Source organism: Pseudomonas sp. 1L-C-7-B-C1, from assembly GCF_057291635.1.
This window is the reverse complement of record NZ_JBXAWH010000002.1, coordinates 112794-131819: the sequence shown is the minus strand read 5'-3', so window position 1 is coordinate 131819 and position 19026 is coordinate 112794. Positions and strand designations below refer to the sequence as shown.

Sequence of the window (19026 nt, the reverse complement as noted above, 5' to 3'; positions counted from 1 at the left end):
ATGAAGCCTTTTACCCAACACACCGGTCTGGTCGCTCCGCTGGATCGCGCCAACGTTGACACCGATCAGATCATCCCCAAGCAGTTCCTGAAGTCGATCCGCCGGACCGGCTTTGGCCCGAACCTGTTTGACGAGTGGCGCTACCTCGACGTAGGTCAGCCGTATCAGGACAACAGCAAGCGTCCGCTGAACCCGGACTTCGTGCTCAACGCCGAGCGTTACCAGGGCGCCAGCGTTTTGCTGGCCCGGGAAAACTTCGGCTGCGGCTCAAGCCGCGAACACGCCCCGTGGGCGCTGGAAGAGTACGGCTTTCGCAGCATCATCGCGCCGAGCTACGCGGACATCTTCTTCAATAACAGCTTCAAGAACGGCTTGCTGCCGATCATCCTGAGCGAAAGCGAGGTCGATGAGCTGTTCAAGGTGGTCGAAGCCACACCGGGCTACCAGTTGAGCGTGGATCTGGAAGCGCAGACCGTGACCCGTGAAGATGGCAAGGTGTACCGCTTTGAGATCGATGCCTTCCGCAAGCACTGCCTGCTCAACGGCCTGGACGATATCGGGCTGACCCTGGTGGACGGCGAGGCGATTGCAGCGTTCGAGAGCAAGCATCGGGCTTCGCAGCCTTGGCTGTTTCGCTGAGGGGCAGTTATTAGCTTCAAGCTTCAAGCGGCAAGTTGACCGCGGTGTGACTGCTGGTTCTTGCAGCTTACCGCTTGGAGCTTGCCGCTCCCGAGTTGGCACCATCTACCGGCTCGACGCATATTCTGAAACGAGGGTTTTATGAGCAAGCAGATTCTGATTCTCCCAGGTGATGGCATCGGTCCGGAAATCATGGCCGAGGCGGTCAAGGTGTTGGAGCTGGCCAGCGAGAAATACCAGCTGGGTTTCGAACTGAGCCACGACGTCATCGGCGGCGCGGCGATCGACAAGCACGGCGTGCCGCTGGCAGATGAGACCCTTGAGCTTGCCCGCTCTGTTGACGCAGTGTTGCTTGGCGCCGTCGGCGGCCCGAAATGGGACGCCATCGACCGCGACATTCGTCCGGAGCGCGGCTTGCTGAAGATCCGCTCGCAACTGGGCCTGTTCGCCAACCTGCGTCCGGCGATTCTTTACCCGCAGCTGGCCGATGCGTCGAGCCTGAAGCCCGAGATCGTGGCGGGCCTGGACATCCTCATCGTCCGCGAGCTGACCGGTGGCATCTATTTCGGTGCTCCCCGTGGCACCCGCGAACTGGAAAACGGCGAGCGTCAGTCCTACGACACGTTGCCCTACAGCGAAAGCGAGATTCGCCGTATTGCCCGTGTCGGCTTTGACATGGCCCGCGTGCGCGGCAAAAAGCTCTGCTCGGTGGACAAGGCCAACGTGCTGGCGTCCAGTCAGTTGTGGCGCGAAATCGTCGAGCAGGTCGCCAAGGACTACCCGGACGTCGAACTCAGCCACATGTACGTCGACAACGCTGCCATGCAGCTGGTCCGCGCACCGAAGCAGTTCGACGTGATCGTCACCGACAACATGTTCGGCGACATCCTTTCCGACGAAGCCTCCATGCTCACCGGTTCCATCGGCATGCTGCCGTCGGCATCGCTGGACTCGAACAACAAGGGCATGTACGAGCCTTGCCACGGTTCGGCGCCGGATATCGCCGGCAAGGGCGTGGCCAACCCGCTGGCAACGATTCTGTCGGTGTCGATGATGTTGCGTTACAGCTTCAGCGAGCACGCAGCCGCCGACGCGATCGAGAAAGCCGTAAGCCTGGTGCTGGATCAGGGTTTGCGCACTGGCGACATCTGGTCCGAAGGCAATGCCCGGGTCGGTACGCAGGAAATGGGCGACGCCGTAGTCGCCGCGCTGCGCAATCTGTAATATCTCGGGCCCACGACCGTCAGGTTGAGCCCGTTGGCTCTCTGCGGTCGGGGCCCCACTTTTAATTAAGGTGTAGTTGCGATGAAACGTGTAGGTCTGGTCGGTTGGCGCGGGATGGTCGGTTCCGTGCTCATGCAGCGCATGCTGGAAGAGCAGGATTTCGATCTCATTGAGCCGGTTTTTTTCACCACCTCCAACGTCGGCGGCCAAGGCCCGTCCGTGGGCAAGGATGTCGCGCCGCTCAAAGATGCCTACAGCATCGACGAGCTCAAGACCCTGGACGTGGTGCTGACCTGCCAGGGCGGCGACTACACCAGCGAAGTATTCCCCAAGCTGCGTGAAGCGGGCTGGCAGGGCTACTGGATCGACGCGGCGTCTTCCCTGCGCATGCAGGACGATGCGGTGATCATCCTCGACCCGGTCAACCGCAAGGTCATCGACCAGCAGCTGGATGCCGGCACCAAGAACTACATCGGCGGCAACTGCACCGTCAGCCTGATGCTGATGGGCCTGGGCGGGCTGTTCGAGGCCGGTCTGGTGGAGTGGATGAACGTCATGACCTATCAGGCGGCTTCCGGCGCCGGTGCGCAGAACATGCGTGAGCTGATCAAGCAGATGGGCGCGATCAATGCGTCAGTGGCCGACGAACTGACAAACCCTGCCAGCGCGATTCTGGACATTGACCGCAAGGTGGCTGAGGCGATGCGCGGCGAGGGTTTCCCGACCGAGAACTTCGGCGTGCCGCTGGCGGGCAGTCTGATTCCGTGGATCGACAAGGAGCTGCCGAACGGCCAGAGCCGTGAAGAGTGGAAAGGGCAGGCGGAGACGAACAAGATTCTGGGCCGCTTCAAGAGCCCGATTCCGGTCGACGGCATTTGCGTGCGCATCGGCGCGATGCGGTGCCACAGCCAGGCGCTGACCATCAAGCTGAACAAGGATGTGCCGATTGCGGACATCGAAGGGATGATCAGTCAGCACAACCCGTGGGTGAAGCTGGTGCCGAACAACCGCGAAGCGAGCATTCAAGAGCTGAGCCCGACGTCGGTGACCGGGACGTTGAATATCCCGGTAGGGCGTTTGCGCAAGTTGAACATGGGGTCGCAGTATCTGGGCGCGTTCACCGTGGGTGACCAGTTGTTGTGGGGTGCGGCCGAGCCGTTGCGTCGGATGTTGCGCATTCTGCTGGAGCGTTGATTTTGCGGTGACTGCAGCTCTTCCTCGCGGCAGAGCTGCATCGCGTTCGGCGAGTTACTTTCAAAACTGCTGCACAGCGCTTCGGCTGGTATGGCGATCTCCTGCCCAGCGCGGCCTGTAATGATGCGATGGCAACGGCCCTGTTGAATCGCAAGATGCCCTTCTGAATCCATCTGCCAGAGATCTTTCGGCTGTCAGGCCGCCCCATTCTCAGCCCCCCACAGGCCCTGATCAAATAACTGATGATCTGCGCAACCTCCGGCGCGGCCCATGGTCGTATTGGCAGCTATCTATAAGATCAAAGGCGTTCAAATGAGCTCTGATGCAGAAAATGTCGTACTCATCGTCGAAGACGAGCCGCTCATTCTGATGCTGCTGTCCGATTACCTCTCGGGCGAAGGCTATCGGGTGTTGCAGGCGGAGAACGGGGAGCAGGCATTCGAAATTCTTGCCACCAAACCCCATCTCGATCTGATGATCACCGATTACCGCCTGCCGGGCGGGGTGTCTGGCGTGATGATCGCCGAGCCCGCCGTCAAGCTGCGACCGGAGCTCAAGGTTATCTTCATCAGTGGCTACCCGGCAGAGATCGTGGATTGTGGTAGCCCGATCACCAAAAAGGCGCCGATCCTGGCCAAGCCGTTCACCATGGAAACGCTGCATTTGCAGATCCAGACCCTGCTCAACTGAGCCTGCCTCAACAAACAACAAAGCCGGCAATCGCCGGCTTGTGTGTCTAAACCCGTCCTGCTTCAGATCTCGATCATCTCCCGCACCTTGGCCGTCAGTTGGTCAAAGGCAAATGGCTTGGTGATCATCTGCATCCCTTCCTCGAGAAAGCCTGAGCGGGCGCTGGCGTTTTCCGCGTAGCCGGTGATGAACAGCACTTTCAGGTCAGCCCGCAGCTGTCGGCCGATGTCCGCCAATTGGCGTCCATTCATGCCGGGCAGGCCGACATCGCTGATCATCAGGTCGATACGCTGGCTCGATTCAAGTATGGGAATCGCCCCGACCGCATCACCGGCCTCCACGTACGCATAACCCAGTTCGCTCAGCACCTGGCTGACCAGCGCGCGCACGGCCGGATCGTCTTCAACCAGCAGAATGGTTTCGCCCTCTCGGGCCTGGGGTGTGTCGCCGGGAAGGGCGGGGGTCTCTTGCTGCTCGGCGCCCTGATAACGGGGCAGGAACAGCTGCACCGTGGTGCCATCGCCCACTTGGCTCTCGATCGCGACATGACCGTGTGACTGCTTGCTGAAGCCGTAGATCATCGACAAACCGAGGCCGGTACCCTGGCCGATCGGTTTGGTGGTGAAAAACGGATCGAACGCCCGGCTGATGACGTTCTCCGGCATCCCGCAGCCTGTGTCGCGCACGCTGAGCACCACGTAGTCGCCCGGCAGCAGGTTCTCGTAGGCGTTGGTGAACTCGCGGTCGAGATGGCGGTTGAAGGTCTCGATCATCAGCATGCCGCCGTCGGGCATGGCGTCGCGGGCGTTGAGCACCAGGTTGAGCAGGGCGCTTTCCAGCTGGTTCGGATCGGCCTCGGCGGTCCACAGTTCCGGGTCCAGGCACATGTCGAGGCGGATGCTCTCATTGACGCTGCGATTCAGCAGTTCGCCCATGGAGTTGACCAAGTCGTTCATCAAGACCGGCTTGGGGTCCAGCGATTGGCGCCGCGAGAACGCCAGCAGGCGATGGGTCAGGGCAGCGGCGCGGTTGGCCGACGTTACACCGAGGTCGATCAGGCCATCGAGATCGTCAGTGCGACCCCTTGCAAGACGCCGCCTCAGCAGCTCGAGGCTGCCGATGATCCCGGTCAGCATATTGTTGAAGTCGTGAGCGATACCGCCAGTCAGCTGGCCCACGGCTTCCATTTTCTGCGACTGACGCAGGACTTCTTCGTTATGACGCAACTGCGAGGTGCGTTCTTCGACTTGCTGCTCCAGCGTTTCGTTGAGGCGGCGCAGCTGTTGTTCGGCCAGCTTGCGCTCGGTGATGTCCGACGTCACACCGGAAAGCAGGCTGACGCGGCCGTTCTGCGCCCGAATCGCCCGTGCGCGAATATCGATCCAGTGCACCGACCCGTCCGGCCAGACGTTGCGAAACTCAATGATGAAGTCCGCGCCGCTGTCCAGGGTGTGCTGCAGAGCCGACTGCATGCGCGGCTGATCTTCGGCATGCACCGAACTCAGCCAGTCGTGGTAGGACAGCGCGTCGCGCTCGGCCCTGCCAAAATGCGCCTTGGTGATGTCCGAGCACTCCAGCGCCAGAAATTCGGTGTCCAGCTGCCAGGAACCCAGGCGTCCAGCCTTCAGTGCATGCTGCAGCCGCTGTTCGCTTTCCAGCAGTTCTTCCAGGCGGGAGCGGGCTTCGTATTGCCGTCGACGCCCGCGCACCGCCGTGCTCACCAGACTGATAAGCGTCGCAGGATGAAACGGGCGCTCCAGAAATGTGACGTTGCCAAGCATTTTGCCCAGGTGGGCCGACGGATTCTGTTTCGGGCCTCCGTGGTGGGTCAGCAACACGATGGGAAAGTCCGACCAGGCCGGCTGATGGGCCAGCAGCCTCAGCAACGGGTTGATGTCCGCATTGCGCAGGGCCTCGTCGGCGATGATTGCCAGACCGGCACCGGCCATCAGCTCACTGCAGAGCTGCGCCAGGTCGCCGGTAATCATCGCCGGGTAGCCGGCTTCCTGCAGCATCGTCAACGCGATCTGGCTGTCCCGCCCAAGGGGGGCCAGGATAATGGCCCGCTCCGATAGCTGTCCCGGCGTGCTCACGCGTCAGTGTCCCGCAGCAGCGGATTGTTCTCACCGTGATACTGAGGGATACCACGCAATACGCCCTGAAAGGCTTCCAGCGGTTCGCCGATGGTCATGCCGGACGAACTGATGCGATATTCACGAATGGTTGATTCATGGGTGCCTGTGCGTTTTTTGATAACAGAAATGGCCCGACGGACCTGACCCAGCGCTTCGAAGTAACGCAGCAGGATCACTGAATCGGCGAGGTAGGTGATGTCCACCGGGGTCTGCATGTCGCCGACCAGGCCGTGCTGGGCGACGGTCATGAACGTCGAGGCGCCGTGACGATTGAGGTAGAGCAGCAATTCGTGCACGTGCAGAACCAGCGCGTTCTCTTCAGGCATCGCAGCCTGATAGCCGTTCAGGCTGTCGATCACCACGGTCTGGATGCCCAGTTCGTCGACACAGCGGCGAACGCGGTGGGCAAATTCCCCGGGGGACAATTCAGCGGCGTCGACTTGCTCAATGAGCAGATTCCCGGTGTCTTGAAGTGCACGAAGATCAATGCCGAGGTTGCGCATCCGCGTGTACAGCAGGCCCAGTTCTTCATCGAAAATAAACAGCGCTGCCTTCTCGCCGCGCGCTACTGCCGCAGCGGCAAATGTCAAAGAAATCAGCGACTTGCCGGTGCCTGCAGGCCCCAGAATCACAGTGCTCGAGCCGCTGTCCAGTCCGCCCCCGAGCAGGGCGTCGATTTCCTTGATGCCGCTGCTGAGCTGTCGGCTGACATACCCGGCACGGTGCTCGGCCGCCACCAGGCGGGGGAATACTTGAATGCCGTTATCCATGATGTTGAAGTCGTGATAGCCACCGCGGTATTTCTGGCCGCGGTACTTCACCACCCGCAGGCGGCGGCGCTCGGCGCCATAGGTCGGCGTCAGGCCTTCAAGGCGGATTACGCCATGGGCAACGCTGTGCACGGTTTTGTCCAGAGACTCGGTGGTGAGGTCGTCGAGCAGGACGACTGTCGTGTCGTAGCGCGCGAAGTAATGCTTGATCGCCAGGATCTGCCGGCGGTAACGCAACGAACTCTGTGCCAGCAGGCGAATTTCCGAAAGGCTGTCGATGATCACCCGGGAAGGTTTGACCTTTTCCACAATTTCGAAAATCTGCTTGGTCGCCTCGCCCAGTTCAAGGTCCGAGGAGTACAGCAAACTCTGCTGATGGGCAGCGTTCAACAAGTCTTCAGGAGGCGTCAGCTCGAACACCGAAATGTTCTCGTCCAGCTCCCAGCCGTGGGAACGTGCGCCGTCGCGCAATTCGCGCTCGGTTTCAGACAACGTAATGTACAGACCCCGTTCGCCCGCTGCCGAACCCGCCAGCAGAAACTGCAGCGCGACGGTGGTCTTGCCGGTGCCGGGCTCTCCTTCCAGGAGAAACACGTGGCTGCGTGAAAGACCACCCGCGAGGATGTCGTCCAGGCCCACGATACCGGTTGCCGCTTTTGATGTAGTCAAGAATCGCCCTCTTGCGACCTGAGAAAGTGTCGGGCGCCAAAACAGATTTGGCTGCCCAGGCCGTCAGGGTCGTGAAAATCCGATCCCATATCGCCAACACTCTGGACCGTTACCGGATAAGACCGTTCAGTTTATTACTGGCCGATCAGTGGCATTTGCTGGGGGTTTTCGCCGTATTCGCCGTCCGGCAAATGGCGCAACCGTGGCCTGCGAGCGCACATACTGACTTGCTATGATCCGGCGTCAAGGAATAAACCTCGTCTGCCCCTGGAAGGATCAACATCGTGTCTGACTACAGTGCGTTCAAGGTCGAACTGGCCGACCACATTGCCCATGTGCAAATCAATCGCCCGGAAAAAATCAACGCGATGAACGCGGCGTTCTGGCAGGAGATCGTCGAGATTTTCCGCTGGATCGAGGACACCGACGACGTCCGCGTGGTCGTGCTCAGTGGCGCCGGCAAGCACTTTTCAGCCGGCATTGACCTGACGCTGCTCGCGTCGGTAGCCAACGAGCTGGGCAAGGATGTGGGCCGCAACGCGCGCCTGCTGAGGCGCAAGATCCTGCAGATGCAGGAATCCTTCAGCGTTGTCGACCGCTGCAGCAAACCGGTGCTCGCGGCCATTCAAGGCTACTGCATCGGCGGCGCCATCGATCTGATCAGCGCCTGTGACATGCGCTATGGGGCGGACGATGCGCTGTTTTCCATTCGCGAGATCGACATGGGCATGGCGGCAGACGTTGGCACGTTGCAGCGCCTGCCGCGCTTGATCGGCGACGGCATGATGCGTGAGATGGCTTACACCGGGCGTAACGTCGGTGCTGATGAAGCGCTGCGCATCGGCTTGGTCAACCGGACGTTCACCGACCTCCCGCAGCTGCTCGACGGCGTGTTCGCCATCGCCCGTGACATCGCAAGCAAATCACCCATCGCCATCAGTGGCAGCAAGCGCATGATCGGCTACATGCGCGATCACAGCGTGGACGACGGCCTCGAATACGTTGCCACCTGGAACGCTGCCATGTTGCAATCGGCCGACCTGAAGCTGGCGATGGTGGCTCACATGAGCAAACAAAAGCCTGTCTTCGACAATTGACTGACCTATTTGAATGCATAACTGCCTGCCGCTTCTGAGCACTTCATCAAGCTGCAGACGGTGAGGTCGGTGATCAGAGGAGTTGAGGCATGACACGCCCGAAGCGTTGGACCACCGCCGTGCTTGATGTTCAGGCACCCGGCGGTTGGGCTGTGGTTCAGAGTGACCAGGGCTTTTTGAAGGACCGCAACGGCGTGCTGTTTCCGCGCGAATGGCTGAAGCGGCAGGATTTGTCCTTGATGCATGAGCACGGCATTGGCCATTTTGACGGCGAGCCGGTGTACGTGCAGACACTTCGAGATGCTCAGGCGTTGGATGTAGAGGGTGCGCAGTGGCAAACCCTGCGCCAGTTCATGCTCGCCGACGACGCCGAGGTGTTCCAGATGCTCGGTTACGCGGCGCAGATCAGCACTTGGGCCCGTGAACATCGTTTTTGTGGCAGTTGCGGCCAGCCGGCCCGGCAGGTGCCGGGGGAGCGGGCGATGTATTGCCCGCATTGCGATCTGCGTGCTTATCCGCGGATCTCGCCGAGCATGATCGTACTGATCACCCGCGGCGACGAAGTGCTGCTGGCGCGTTCACCGCGTTTCGTGACCGGGGTGTACAGCACGCTGGCCGGATTTGCCGAGCCCGGAGAGTCGGCCGAGGATTGCGTGCGCCGCGAGGTGATGGAAGAGGTGCAGGTGACGGTCAGGAACATCCAGTACAAGGGCAGCCAGTGCTGGCCGTTCCCGCACTCGATGATGCTCGGCTTTCACGCCGAATACGCCAGCGGCGAGATCGTGCCCCAGGCAGACGAAATCGAAGACGCCCAGTGGTTCAGCATCCACGATCTGCCGCCGTTGCCGGCCAGTCGCTCGATTGCGCGCTATCTGATCGATCTTTACCTGGCCCAGCGCTCAGGCTCAGTTGAACCAGTGTTGCCAGGCCAGGCGGACGGTTAACCCCAGCACCACGGTGATGAACACAGGGCGGATGAACTTGGCACCGCCCTTGATCGCGGTTCTGGCGCCCATGAAGGCGCCAGCCATCACCGCCACGCCCATCGTCAATCCGATCACCCAGTCCACCGAGCCGTTGATGGCGAAGATCATCAGCGCAGCGGCGTTGCTGACGAAGTTCATGCTGCGTGCGACGCCGCTGGCTTTCACCAGATCGACCGGGTAGATCAGCAGCGTGCTGACGGTCCAGAACGCCCCGGTGCCGGGTCCGGCCACCCCGTCGTAAAAGCCCAGCCCCAGGCCTTGGGGCAGCTGCCATTTGGTCTTGATCGGCGCGTTGCTGTCCAGCGGTGCTTTGGGCGTGCCGCCGAACAGCAGGTACAGCCCGCAGCCGAACACGATCACCGGGAGCATCTGATTCAGCAGCTCGGCAGGCAGATAATGTGCGACGACCGCGCCGATCAGCGCTCCCACCGCCGTACCGATCAACGCGCGTTTCCACTGCGCCGGGTGAAACAGCTTGCGGCGATAAAAGGTGTAGCTGGCGGTCGCCGAGCCGAAGGTCGAGCTGAGCTTGTTGGTGCCCAGCACCAGATGCGGCGGCAGGCCGGCAGTGAGCAGGGCAGGCGTGGTCAACAGACCGCCGCCACCGGCGATGGCGTCGATGAAACCGGCGACAAAGGCAACGACAGCCAGCACCAGCAGGGTGGTGGGTTCAACGGTGAGTTCGAAAGGCATGGGAAGGCGCTTATCGGGCAGATGGGCAGAATGGCTGCCCGGAAGCGCAGCATTCTACCTGCAAGGCGGGCGGTGGAGTAGGACCGGCTTCAGCCGGGAAGAGGCCGGCGTGAACACAATCAATCTCGCGGTGTGGCACCTGACGCCTTCCCGGCTAAAGCCAGTCCCACTCACAGCGCGCGCGGTGTGTCAGGGGGTGCACGCTCTTACTGTGGGACCGGCTTCAGCCGGGAAGAGGCCAGTTTGAACGCCCTCAATCTCGCGGCATGACACCTGACTCAAATATCGGAAATACTCACCCAGCGCATCTCTTTCGCCGCCATGCGAATCGCTGTGGCCAGGCGCTCGACTTCCATGGCTTCGGCAAAATCCGTCCCGTTTGAACCCTGCCCACCCAGCGCCTGAATCAGTTCATGCACTTCCAGCGTCTTGAGCTCGTTGTAGCCCAGCTGATGTCCCGGCGCCGGGCAGAAAGACGCATACCCCGGTTGCGCGGGCCCCGCCAGAATTCGCTGAAACCCGTCGCGTCCGGGGGATCCTGCCCGGTACAGCCGCAGTTCGTTCAGACGTTCTTGATCAAACGACAGCGTGCCTTCGGTGCCACCGATCTCGAAACTCAGATGATTTTTGTAGCCATGCTTGAGCCAACTGCTGCCGAACGTGCCCCGCGCGCCGTTGGCAAAGCGCAGCAGCGCGTATGTCTGGTCATCGATGCTGATCGCCCGTTGGTCTTCACTGCCGCAGGTGGCCGGGCGTTGTGGGTGCACCGTTTGCGAGTCCGCGCACACCGCGTCGACGTCGCCGAGCAGGTACCGCGCCATCGCCAGCAAATGACTGCCGAGGTCCGCCAGGGCGCCGCCGGCATGGGCGTCTTCACAGCGCCAGGACCAGGGCGACAGCCCATCGCCCATGAAGTCCTCGCTGAACTCCCCCTGAAAACTGACGATCCGCCCCAGCTCGCCGCTTTCGATCATCTGCTTCGCCAGCCCGATGATCGGGTTGTGCTGGTAGTTGTAGCCCACCCTCGTCACGACGCCGGCCTTGCGCGCCGCCGCCTGCATCTCCCGCGCCTGTTCCAGGCTCACCGCCAGCGGCTTCTCGCAATACACCGCTTTGCCCGCTTCAAGAGCGGCCATCGCCATGGGGAAATGCAGCAGGTTTGGCGTGGTGATCGCTACCAGGTTGACCGCCGGATCGCTGACCAACTGCTGCCAGTCGCCATGACTGCGCTCGAACCCCCAACCGGCTGCGCACTGTTCCGCGCGCGCAACATCCGCATCGGCCAGCGCGACGAGCTTGAGGTTGAAGGGAAGATCGAAGGTGGTGCGTGCGTTGTGGAACGCCAGGGCATGAGCCCGACCCATAAAGCCCGTGCCGATCAGACCGACGCCCAGTTCTGGAAGAGAATTCCCGCGCATGACAGCGTGTCCTTTGAGACCTGTTGTTGTGCGGAAAATGTAGGCGGTTGGAGGTTCCTGATGGAATCTTTATTCCATCAGGAACACCTCAGTTTCACCTCGGCGGCTCAGGTGGGCTCAAGAGGCTCAGGACAGGAAACCGCCATCCACATTCAATGCCACGCCTGTCGTATAGCTCGACGCATCGCTGGCCAGGTACAGCACCGTCCCCGCCATTTCGCTTGGCGCCGCGACCCGCTTCAGGGGAATCTGCGCCAACGCGGTGTTGAGGATCTTCTCGTTGCTCACCAGCGCCGAGGCGAACTTGGTGTCAGTCAGGCCAGGCAGCAGGGCGTTGCAGCGGATGCCGAACTGCGCGCACTCCTTGGCGAAGACCTTGGTCATGTTGATCACCGCCGCTTTGGTCACCGAATAGATGCCCTGATACACACCCGGCGAGACGCCGTTGATCGACGCGACGTTGATGATGCTGCCGCCGCCGTGTTCGCGCATCAGCTTGCCGGCCTCCACCGACATGAAGAAGTAGCCGCGGATGTTCACGTCGACGGTCTTCTGGAACGCGCCGAGGTCGGTGTCCAGCACGTTGCAAAACTGCGGGTTAGTGGCTGCGTTATTTACCAGAATGTCCAGGCGGCCAAACTGCTCGCGGATCTGCGCGAACACTGCCGTGATCTGTTCCATTTCACCGATGTGGCAGGCGATGGCCGTGGCTTGGCCGCCGTCGGCGATGATCGCATCTGCCACTTGCTGGCAGCCGTCGATCCGGCGGCTCGAGACGATGACATGGGCACCCTGCTGGGCCAGCAGTTTGGCGATCGCCTCGCCGATGCCACGGCTGGCGCCCGAGACGAAAGCGATCTTGCCATCGAGGTCGAACAGTTGGGTCTTGGACATGTTGTTTTCCTTGTCGTGTCGCAATCAGAGGCTGGAACGCTCAATCACTTGCAGGGCCATCCGCTCGAGCAGTCCGTTCATGTGAATGAACTGGGCGAAGCGCTTGTCCTGGGTCTGGCCGTAGAAGAAGCGGTAATAGATTTGCTGGACGATGCCGGCCAGACGGAACAGCCCATAGGTGTAGTAGAAGTCGAAATTGTCGATGGCAATGCCCGAGCGCTCGGCGTAGTAGGCCACGAACTGCTCGCGGGTGAGCATGCCCGGCGCATGGCTGGGCTGGCGCCGCATCAGTTGCACCGGTGCCGGGTCGTCCGCCTGAATCCAGTACGCCAGGCTATTGCCCAGGTCCATCAGCGGATCCCCCAGCGTGGTCAGCTCCCAATCAAGCACGCCGATAATCTGCATCGGGTTGTCCGGGTCGAGGATCACGTTGTCGAAGCGGTAATCGTTGTGCACCAGGCTTGAAACGGGATGGTCCGCGGGCTTTTTCTCGTCCAGCCAGCGCGCGACCTTTTCCCAGCTCGGTGCGTCGGCGGTGCGCGCTTTCTCGTAGCGCTCGGTCCAGCCGCGAATCTGCCGCTCCACATAGCCCTGGGGTTTGCCCAGGTCGCCCAGCCCACAGGCGGTGTAATCCACCTGATGCAGCTCGACCAGCCGATCGATGAAGCTCTTGCACAGGGCTTCGGTTTGCGCGGCGTCGAGGTTCAGCTCGGCGGGCAACTCCGAGCGGAGGATGACGCCCTTGACCCGCTCCATCACGTAAAACTCGGCACCGATGACGCTTTCGTCGGTGCAATGCAAGTACGCCTTGGGGCAATAAGGGAAGGCGTCGCGCAACTGATTGAGAATGCAAAATTCGCGGCCCATGTCATGGGCGCTTTTCGCTTTGTGGCCAAACGGCGGGCGGCGCAGGACGAATTCCTGCTCCGGATACTTCAGCAGGTACGTCAGGTTCGACGCGCCACCGGGAAACTGGCTGATCTGCGCGCTGGCGCTCAGGCCGGGGATATGGGCTTTCAGGTAAGGGTCGATCAACGCAGCGTCGAGTTCTTCGCCGGATCGAACCTGGGTGGACTGGTCGGTGAGCGGCATGCTTATCCCTGCAGATTATTTTGGTTGGCCCGGATCATTGGCTAATCTAATGCGCCCCCACGCCCGTGAACAAGGGCTATTGGCGTGGGTGTTACGGGGCAATCAGCCTCCCTGATTCACGGCTTTCGCGAGCAAGCTCGCTCCCACAGTGTGCCGTGCTACAGAGAATACGCACACGGACAGGCACCACGTTTTCGCGCAGTAAACACGGCCCCGGTGGGAGTGAGCTAGCTCACGAAGACGGCATTCCAGTCGCTGCATACTTAGCGGCCGTTCCTCTGTCTTCGCGAGCACAGTCCGGGCGAAAAAAAACCGAAGCCGGGCAGCTTCGGTTTTTGCAAGAACGGTGCGTTCTCAGGAAGGGAACAGCTCGCTCAGTTTCATCGCCAGCATCATGTCGCCTTCAGCGCGCAGTTTGCCGCCCATGAACGCCTGCATGCCGTCGGTCTCGCCGCTGACGATGCCTTCCAGGGTTTCGCCGTCCATCACCAGCGTGACCTGCGCGTCCGGGTTTTCGCCTTCCTGCAATTCGCAGGTGCTGTCCTTGACGATCAGGGAGAAGTTCTTGGTTTCGTCGATGCGAAACCCGAACACCAGGTCCAGGCCTGCAGCGGCGGCTGGGTTGAACTTGGCTTTCATGGCTTGAACGGCGTTTTCTACGGAGCTCATGGTGTGATCCTTTTATATGAGTGATGACGAGCACTTTGCGGGTGCGGTTGGCCGGGCTCAGCGGTAGGTGATGAGCTCCGGCGCCTTCATCAGTTGCAGGTGCGCGTAACTGTTGAAGGAAGCCAGGGACACCTCGCGCTCACGGAACTTCAGGTGGTTAAGCGAGGTGTTGACGATGTGCCAGTTGAGTTCGAAGGCCTGGGTGGCCGGCATTTGCGTAATCAGGTGGAGCAGGGCAGTGATGGTGCCGCCGGAGGTGAACACGGCGATGCGATCGCTCGGCCCGGCGCTGTCGAGAATCCCGCTCAGGCCCGCTTCAACCTCCTCGACGAACGCTTGCCAGCTCTGCAGGGCGGCGGCGTCGTGATCGCCCACCAGCCAGCGGCGAATGATCGCGGCAAACAAACGCTGAAACTCGGCGCGGTTGTTGGCGGCGTCGCGCATGATCTCGAAGGCATGGGGCTCGTCATCCAGCATGGCCGGGAGCAGCGCACGGATCACGCCTTCGGCGTTGAATTCATTGAAGGCGATGTCGGTTTCAAGCTCGGGGGTGGGGAGGCCGGCGGCGTTGAGCTGGGCAATCACCGTTTCAGCCGTGTGGCGCTGGCGGTACAGGGCGCCGCTGATGCAGCGGTCGAAGGTCAGGCCCAGCTGCGCGAGGTGTGCGCCGAGGATTTCCGACTGGCGAAAACCGGTGGGCGACAAGACGTCGTAATCGTCCGCACCAAACGAGGCCTGGCCATGTCGTATGAGATAGATGCTGCCCACGACCGCGTCACCCTGGCACGTTGAAAGTGCTGGGAGGTTATGAGGACGGCCCGCGGTCTGTCAATGAAAAAACATACGCTCGTTTGAATTGGCCGATCTGGCCCGTATTCACCCGTCTCGTCACTGGCCCGGCCACCGGCGCACCGGTATGCTTGGCCCCATTCGCGATCCTCTGCCGAGGATCTGCTGTACCGGTAAGGAGTTTCTGTGGAGTTCATTTTCGATTACGCCAGTTTCCTGGCAAAGACCGTCACCATCGTGATCGCGATCATCGTGGTGCTGGTGGTCATCGGCTCGATGCGAGGTCGAGGGCGCCGCGGTGCAGGCGGACAGTTGCACGTCACCAAGCTCAATGACTTCTACAAAGGGCTGCGTGATCGCCTTGAAGGTTCGCTGCTGGACAAGGCGCGGCTCAAGGCGTTGCGCAAGTCCCAGGCCAAGGAATTGAAAAAGGACAAGAAGTCCACCGAGGTAAAGTCGCGTGTCTACGTGCTGGACTTCGACGGTGACATCAAGGCCTCGGCCACCGAGAACATGCGCAACGAGATCACCGCGTTGTTGACCCTCGCCACCCCCAAGGATGAAGTGGTGCTGCGCCTCGAAAGCGGCGGCGGCATGGTGCACAGCTACGGTCTGGCGTCGTCGCAGCTGGCGCGGATTCGTCAGGCGGGCATTCCGCTGACCATTTGCATCGACAAGGTCGCGGCCAGCGGCGGCTACATGATGGCGTGCATCGGCACCCGGATCATCAGTGCGCCGTTCGCGATTCTTGGGTCGATTGGCGTGGTTGCCCAGCTGCCTAACGTCAATCGCCTGCTGAAGAAGCACGACATCGATTTCGAAGTGCTGACCGCCGGCGAGTACAAGCGCACGTTGACGGTGTTCGGCGAAAACACCGAGAAGGGTCGCGAGAAATTCCAGGAGGACCTGGACATCACCCACGAGCTGTTCAAGAACTTCGTCGCAAGCTACCGCCCGCAGTTGCAGATCGACGAAGTCGCCACCGGCGAAATCTGGCTGGGCATCGCGGCCAAGGACAAGCAACTGGTGGATGAGCTGAAGACCAGCGATGAATACCTGTCGGAGAAAGCCAAAACCGCCGAGGTGTTCCATCTGCACTACGCCGAGCGCAAAAGCCTGCAGCAGCGTGTGGGCATCGCGGCGAGCACCTCGGTCGACCATTTGGTGACAGGGTGGTGGGGCAAGCTGACGCAACAGCGGTTCTGGTGATTTCGTAGGACCGGCTTTAGCCGGGAAGGCGTCGGACGTCATACCGCAGGACTGAGGGTGTTTGTAGCTTGATCCCGCAGAACTAAAAAAGCCCCGGCTTCTCACGAGACCGGGGCTTTTTGTTGCCTGTCGATCCGTGTCGGATCAACGGCGCCGGAACAGCGGCAGCGGCTCGTCGGTAGCAGCTTGATACGTTACGGAAAAGTCCCTCAGACCCTCCAGCGCTTCGTACGGGTCTTTGTCTGCACGAATCGCGAACGCGTCGAACCCGCAGCGGTGCAGGTAGAACAGTTGATCACGCAGCACATCACCGATGGCCCGCAACTCGCCCTTGTAACCGTAGCGGTCACGCAACAGGCGGGCGTTGGAGTAGCTGCGGCCGTCGGTGAACGCCGGAAAGTTCAGGGCGATGACCTGAAACTGATCCGCGTCGTCGCCGATTTCCTCGGCTTCCTCGTCGCTGTCCAGCCAGACACCCAGACCGCCGTCGCGGGCCTTTAGCGCATGGGCATGCTCGCGCCACAGGTTCAGCGGCACAATCAAGTCGTCGCAGTTGGACAAGCTGTCGAACGTCGTGTCCTTGGGCAGCAAGTGCCAGGTCTCGTCGATGACTGCGTTGTTCTTAATGATTCGCTGCATAGACGCGCTCCTTGAAAGGGTCGATGCCAATACGCTGGTAGGTATCGATGAAGCGCTCGTCTTCGTTGCGTTTCTCGACGTAGACGTTGATCAGCTTCTCGATCACATCCGGCATGACGTCCTGTGCGAACGACGGGCCGAGGATCTTGCCCAGGCTCGCGTCGCGGCTGGCGCTGCCGCCCAGCGACACCTGATAGAACTCTTCGCCCTTTTTGTCCACGCCGAGAATACCGATGTGGCCAACGTGGTGGTGACCGCAGGCGTTCATGCAACCGGAGATGTTGAGGTCCAGCTCGCCGATGTCGAACAGGTAATCAAGGTCGTCGAAACGGCGCTGGATCGATTCGGCAATCGGGATCGACTTGGCGTTGGCCAGCGAGCAGAAGTCGCCGCCCGGGCAGCAAATGATGTCCGTCAGCAAGCCAATGTTTGGCGTCGCGAAGCCTTGCTCGCGCAGCTCGCCCCACATCGTGAACAGTTGGCTCTGCTCAACGTCGGCCAGGATTATGTTCTGCTCGTGGGACGTACGCAGTTGACCGAAGCTGTAGCGGTCGGCGAGGTCGGCGATGCCATCCAGTTGCTTGTCGGTGAGATCGCCCGGGGCAACACCCGTGGGTTTCAGCGACAGCGTCACCGCGGCGTAACCCGGCTTTTTATGGGCCAGGACGTTGCGCGAGCGCCAACGGGCAAAACCGGGGTGCTGTTTATCCAGCTCAGCCAGTTCGGCGCTGTAATCGGTCAGCGGCTTGTAGTCCGGATCGACGAAGTGTTTGGCGACGCGATGCACTTCGGCCTCGGTCAGCGTGGTCTGGCCGCCGCGCAGGTGGGCCATTTCGGCCTCGACCTTCTCGGCGAACACTTCAGGCGTCAGCGCCTTGACCAGAATCTTGATGCGCGCCTTGTATTTGTTGTCGCGACGGCCGTAGCGGTTGTACACACGCAGGATGGCGTCGAGGTAGCTCAACAGATCCTGCCACGGCAAGAACTCATTGATGAACGCACCGACCACTGGCGTGCGGCCCAGGCCACCGCCGACCAGCACGCGGAAGCCCAGTTCGCCGGCAGCATTCTTGACCGGCTCCAGGCCGATGTCGTGCACTTCGATGGCGGCGCGGTCGGACGTCGAACCGTTGATCGCGATCTTGAACTTGCGCGGCAGGTAGGCGAATTCCGGGTGAAAGGTCGTCCACTGACGGACGATTTCACACCAGGGGCGCGGGTCTACCAGTTCGTCGGCAGCGACGCCGGCGAACTGGTCCGTGGTGACGTTGCGCAGGCAGTTGCCGCTGGTCTGGATCGCGTGCATCTGCACGGTGGCCAGCTCGGCGAGAATGTCGGGAATGTCTTCGAGTGCCGGCCAGTTGAACTGCACGTTCTGGCGGGTACTGATGTGCGCGTAGCCCTTGTCGTAATCGCGGGCGATCTTCGCCAGCATGCGGGCCTGGCGTGACGTCAGCTGGCCGTAAGGCACAGCCACCCGCAGCATCGGGGCGAAGCGTTGGATGTAGAGGCCGTTTTGCAGGCGAAGCGGGCGGAACTCTTCTTCACTGAGCTCGCCGGCCAGATAGCGGCGGGTCTGGTCGCGGAACTGCTTGACGCGGTCCTCGACGATCCGCTGATCGTACTCGTCGTATACGTACATGGTGGTCCTGTTCTCAGGCGGTTCACTGCTGCTGGGCCAGCCGGAAAGGCGATGCGTTGTCGTCTGCTTTCAGGCTACCGAACAAATCTGCGCGCACGGCCGCGCACTCCTTGCGGAGCCGGGGGAGGTTACCAGTTTGCAGATATGCGCAAAAGTGATGTTTGAGTATATGCACAGAACCGAAAGTGCTAAGCAGCACGTCGGGTTGGCATAGCCTCACTTGTGATAAGGGCATCCCTGAACTTTACTGAGGCGGTGGCCGACCACGTCCGTCGTTGGCACGCGAGTTTTGCGATCACCCATAAAACAGACAAAAGGCGATGCAATGCGAAATCACCCGAAAGTTGCCAAATCCGAGAGCCATGTGGATGCATGGGCCATTCTTTTCATTATTGTGCTGGTTGTGGGGGCGGTGGCGTTCTGGGTGACGCACCAGTAGCGGGCATGGCCTGTTCGGCGAAGAGTGCCGATGCCGCAGGAGCCTCGCCATTGAAGGTGGCGGGTCCATGTGCCAGACCGGACCGGACTGAGGGTACTCGATGAAGTCGGATTAAACCGAGAGCAGCGCCCTAGATCC

The 19026-nt window shown here is 61.1% G+C and carries 17 protein-coding genes; 7 read left to right on the top strand and 10 right to left on the bottom strand.

The genetic code is table 11. The features are described from left to right. The 4 genes from leuD to AC0Z8Z_RS03710 all read left to right on the top strand — a co-directional run bounded on the left by leuD (position 1) and on the right by AC0Z8Z_RS03710 (position 3747). Positions 1-639: a 3-isopropylmalate dehydratase small subunit gene (gene leuD, locus AC0Z8Z_RS03725; protein WP_074885036.1), complete on the top strand. Its 639-nt coding sequence runs from the start codon at positions 1-3 to the stop codon at positions 637-639. A gap of 141 nt (positions 640-780) precedes the next feature. Beyond that, the gene (leuB, locus tag AC0Z8Z_RS03720) at positions 781-1863 is read left to right on the top strand and encodes a 3-isopropylmalate dehydrogenase (protein ID WP_485617940.1); all 1083 of its coding nucleotides are present in this window, start codon (positions 781-783) and stop codon (positions 1861-1863) included. Between the two features lie 81 nt (positions 1864-1944). After that, the gene (asd, locus tag AC0Z8Z_RS03715) at positions 1945-3057 is read left to right on the top strand and encodes an aspartate-semialdehyde dehydrogenase (protein WP_485617938.1); all 1113 of its coding nucleotides are present in this window, start codon (positions 1945-1947) and stop codon (positions 3055-3057) included. Between the two features lie 312 nt (positions 3058-3369). Then, complete coding sequence (locus tag AC0Z8Z_RS03710) at positions 3370-3747, top strand: response regulator (RefSeq protein WP_122538696.1); 378 nt, start codon at positions 3370-3372, stop codon at positions 3745-3747. Positions 3748-3809: 62 nt separating this feature from the next. Here the strand turns inward: AC0Z8Z_RS03710 and AC0Z8Z_RS03705 are convergent, their stop codons facing one another. Next, the gene (locus tag AC0Z8Z_RS03705) at positions 3810-5840 is read right to left on the bottom strand and encodes a response regulator (RefSeq protein WP_485617936.1); all 2031 of its coding nucleotides are present in this window, start codon (positions 5838-5840) and stop codon (positions 3810-3812) included. After that, positions 5837-7321, bottom strand: a complete 1485-nt coding sequence (locus tag AC0Z8Z_RS03700; RefSeq protein ID WP_485617934.1) for an ATPase domain-containing protein — start codon at positions 7319-7321, stop codon at positions 5837-5839. The genes AC0Z8Z_RS03705 and AC0Z8Z_RS03700 overlap by 4 nt, the downstream gene beginning before the upstream one ends. A 284-nt stretch (positions 7322-7605) precedes the next feature. On the opposite strand from AC0Z8Z_RS03700, the gene AC0Z8Z_RS03695 reads away from it, so the two are divergent. Together AC0Z8Z_RS03695 and nudC are read left to right on the top strand one after the other, a co-directional pair. Continuing rightward, complete coding sequence (locus AC0Z8Z_RS03695; RefSeq protein ID WP_485617932.1) at positions 7606-8418, top strand: crotonase/enoyl-CoA hydratase family protein; 813 nt, start codon at positions 7606-7608, stop codon at positions 8416-8418. Positions 8419-8507: 89 nt separating this feature from the next. After that, on the top strand, positions 8508-9362 hold the full coding sequence (nudC, locus tag AC0Z8Z_RS03690; protein WP_485617931.1) for an NAD(+) diphosphatase: 855 nt from the start codon (positions 8508-8510) through the stop codon (positions 9360-9362). Here the strand turns inward: nudC and AC0Z8Z_RS03685 are convergent. The 6 genes from AC0Z8Z_RS03685 to AC0Z8Z_RS03660 all read right to left on the bottom strand — a co-directional run bounded on the left by AC0Z8Z_RS03685 (position 9324) and on the right by AC0Z8Z_RS03660 (position 14938). Continuing rightward, positions 9324-10097 carry a TSUP family transporter gene (locus AC0Z8Z_RS03685; protein WP_122538340.1) on the bottom strand — a complete coding sequence of 258 codons (774 nt, stop codon included), beginning with the start codon at positions 10095-10097 and terminating at the stop codon, positions 9324-9326. The genes nudC and AC0Z8Z_RS03685 overlap by 39 nt on opposite strands. Before the next feature lie 278 nt (positions 10098-10375). Continuing rightward, the gene (locus AC0Z8Z_RS03680) at positions 10376-11515 is read right to left on the bottom strand and encodes a Gfo/Idh/MocA family protein (RefSeq protein ID WP_485617929.1); all 1140 of its coding nucleotides are present in this window, start codon (positions 11513-11515) and stop codon (positions 10376-10378) included. Positions 11516-11641: 126 nt separating this feature from the next. Next, positions 11642-12409: an SDR family oxidoreductase gene (locus tag AC0Z8Z_RS03675; protein WP_122538346.1), complete on the bottom strand. Its 768-nt coding sequence runs from the start codon at positions 12407-12409 to the stop codon at positions 11642-11644. 24 nt (positions 12410-12433) lie between these two features. After that, positions 12434-13501, bottom strand: a complete 1068-nt coding sequence (locus AC0Z8Z_RS03670) for a phosphotransferase family protein (protein ID WP_485617927.1) — start codon at positions 13499-13501, stop codon at positions 12434-12436. 354 nt (positions 13502-13855) lie between these two features. Next, the gene (locus AC0Z8Z_RS03665) at positions 13856-14170 is read right to left on the bottom strand and encodes an SCP2 sterol-binding domain-containing protein (protein ID WP_074887795.1); all 315 of its coding nucleotides are present in this window, start codon (positions 14168-14170) and stop codon (positions 13856-13858) included. Positions 14171-14227: 57 nt separating this feature from the next. Next, positions 14228-14938 (bottom strand): histidine phosphatase family protein, encoded by a 711-nt coding sequence (locus tag AC0Z8Z_RS03660; RefSeq protein ID WP_485617925.1) that lies wholly within the window; start codon positions 14936-14938, stop codon positions 14228-14230. 207 nt (positions 14939-15145) lie between these two features. Between AC0Z8Z_RS03660 and sohB the strand changes: the two genes are divergently transcribed. Then, on the top strand, positions 15146-16168 hold the full coding sequence (gene sohB / locus AC0Z8Z_RS03655) for a protease SohB (protein WP_122538352.1): 1023 nt from the start codon (positions 15146-15148) through the stop codon (positions 16166-16168). Between the two features lie 144 nt (positions 16169-16312). Here the strand turns inward: sohB and AC0Z8Z_RS03650 are convergent, their stop codons facing one another. After that, on the bottom strand, positions 16313-16807 hold the full coding sequence (locus AC0Z8Z_RS03650; RefSeq protein ID WP_074887803.1) for a DUF934 domain-containing protein: 495 nt from the start codon (positions 16805-16807) through the stop codon (positions 16313-16315). Beyond that, positions 16791-18449 (bottom strand): nitrite/sulfite reductase, encoded by a 1659-nt coding sequence (locus AC0Z8Z_RS03645; protein WP_485617923.1) that lies wholly within the window; start codon positions 18447-18449, stop codon positions 16791-16793. Before AC0Z8Z_RS03645 ends, AC0Z8Z_RS03650 begins: the two co-directional genes overlap by 17 nt. Positions 18450-19026: the final 577 nt, after the last annotated feature.

Coding starts and splice junctions, on each gene's coding strand:
- AC0Z8Z_RS03675 (WP_122538346.1), bottom strand. CDS start 12,409: ATGTCCAAGACCCAACTGTTCGACCTCGATGGCAAGATCGCTTTCGTC.
- AC0Z8Z_RS03665 (WP_074887795.1), bottom strand. CDS start 14,170: ATGAGCTCCGTAGAAAACGCCGTTCAAGCCATGAAAGCCAAGTTCAAC.
- asd (WP_485617938.1), top strand. CDS start 1,945: ATGAAACGTGTAGGTCTGGTCGGTTGGCGCGGGATGGTCGGTTCCGTG.
- AC0Z8Z_RS03650 (WP_074887803.1), bottom strand. CDS start 16,807: ATGCAGCGAATCATTAAGAACAACGCAGTCATCGACGAGACCTGGCAC.
- AC0Z8Z_RS03645 (WP_485617923.1), bottom strand. CDS start 18,449: ATGTACGTATACGACGAGTACGATCAGCGGATCGTCGAGGACCGCGTC.
- leuB (WP_485617940.1), top strand. CDS start 781: ATGAGCAAGCAGATTCTGATTCTCCCAGGTGATGGCATCGGTCCGGAA.
- leuD (WP_074885036.1), top strand. CDS start 1: ATGAAGCCTTTTACCCAACACACCGGTCTGGTCGCTCCGCTGGATCGC.
- AC0Z8Z_RS03685 (WP_122538340.1), bottom strand. CDS start 10,097: ATGCCTTTCGAACTCACCGTTGAACCCACCACCCTGCTGGTGCTGGCT.
- AC0Z8Z_RS03680 (WP_485617929.1), bottom strand. CDS start 11,515: ATGCGCGGGAATTCTCTTCCAGAACTGGGCGTCGGTCTGATCGGCACG.
- AC0Z8Z_RS03710 (WP_122538696.1), top strand. CDS start 3,370: ATGAGCTCTGATGCAGAAAATGTCGTACTCATCGTCGAAGACGAGCCG.
- nudC (WP_485617931.1), top strand. CDS start 8,508: ATGACACGCCCGAAGCGTTGGACCACCGCCGTGCTTGATGTTCAGGCA.
- AC0Z8Z_RS03670 (WP_485617927.1), bottom strand. CDS start 13,501: ATGCCGCTCACCGACCAGTCCACCCAGGTTCGATCCGGCGAAGAACTC.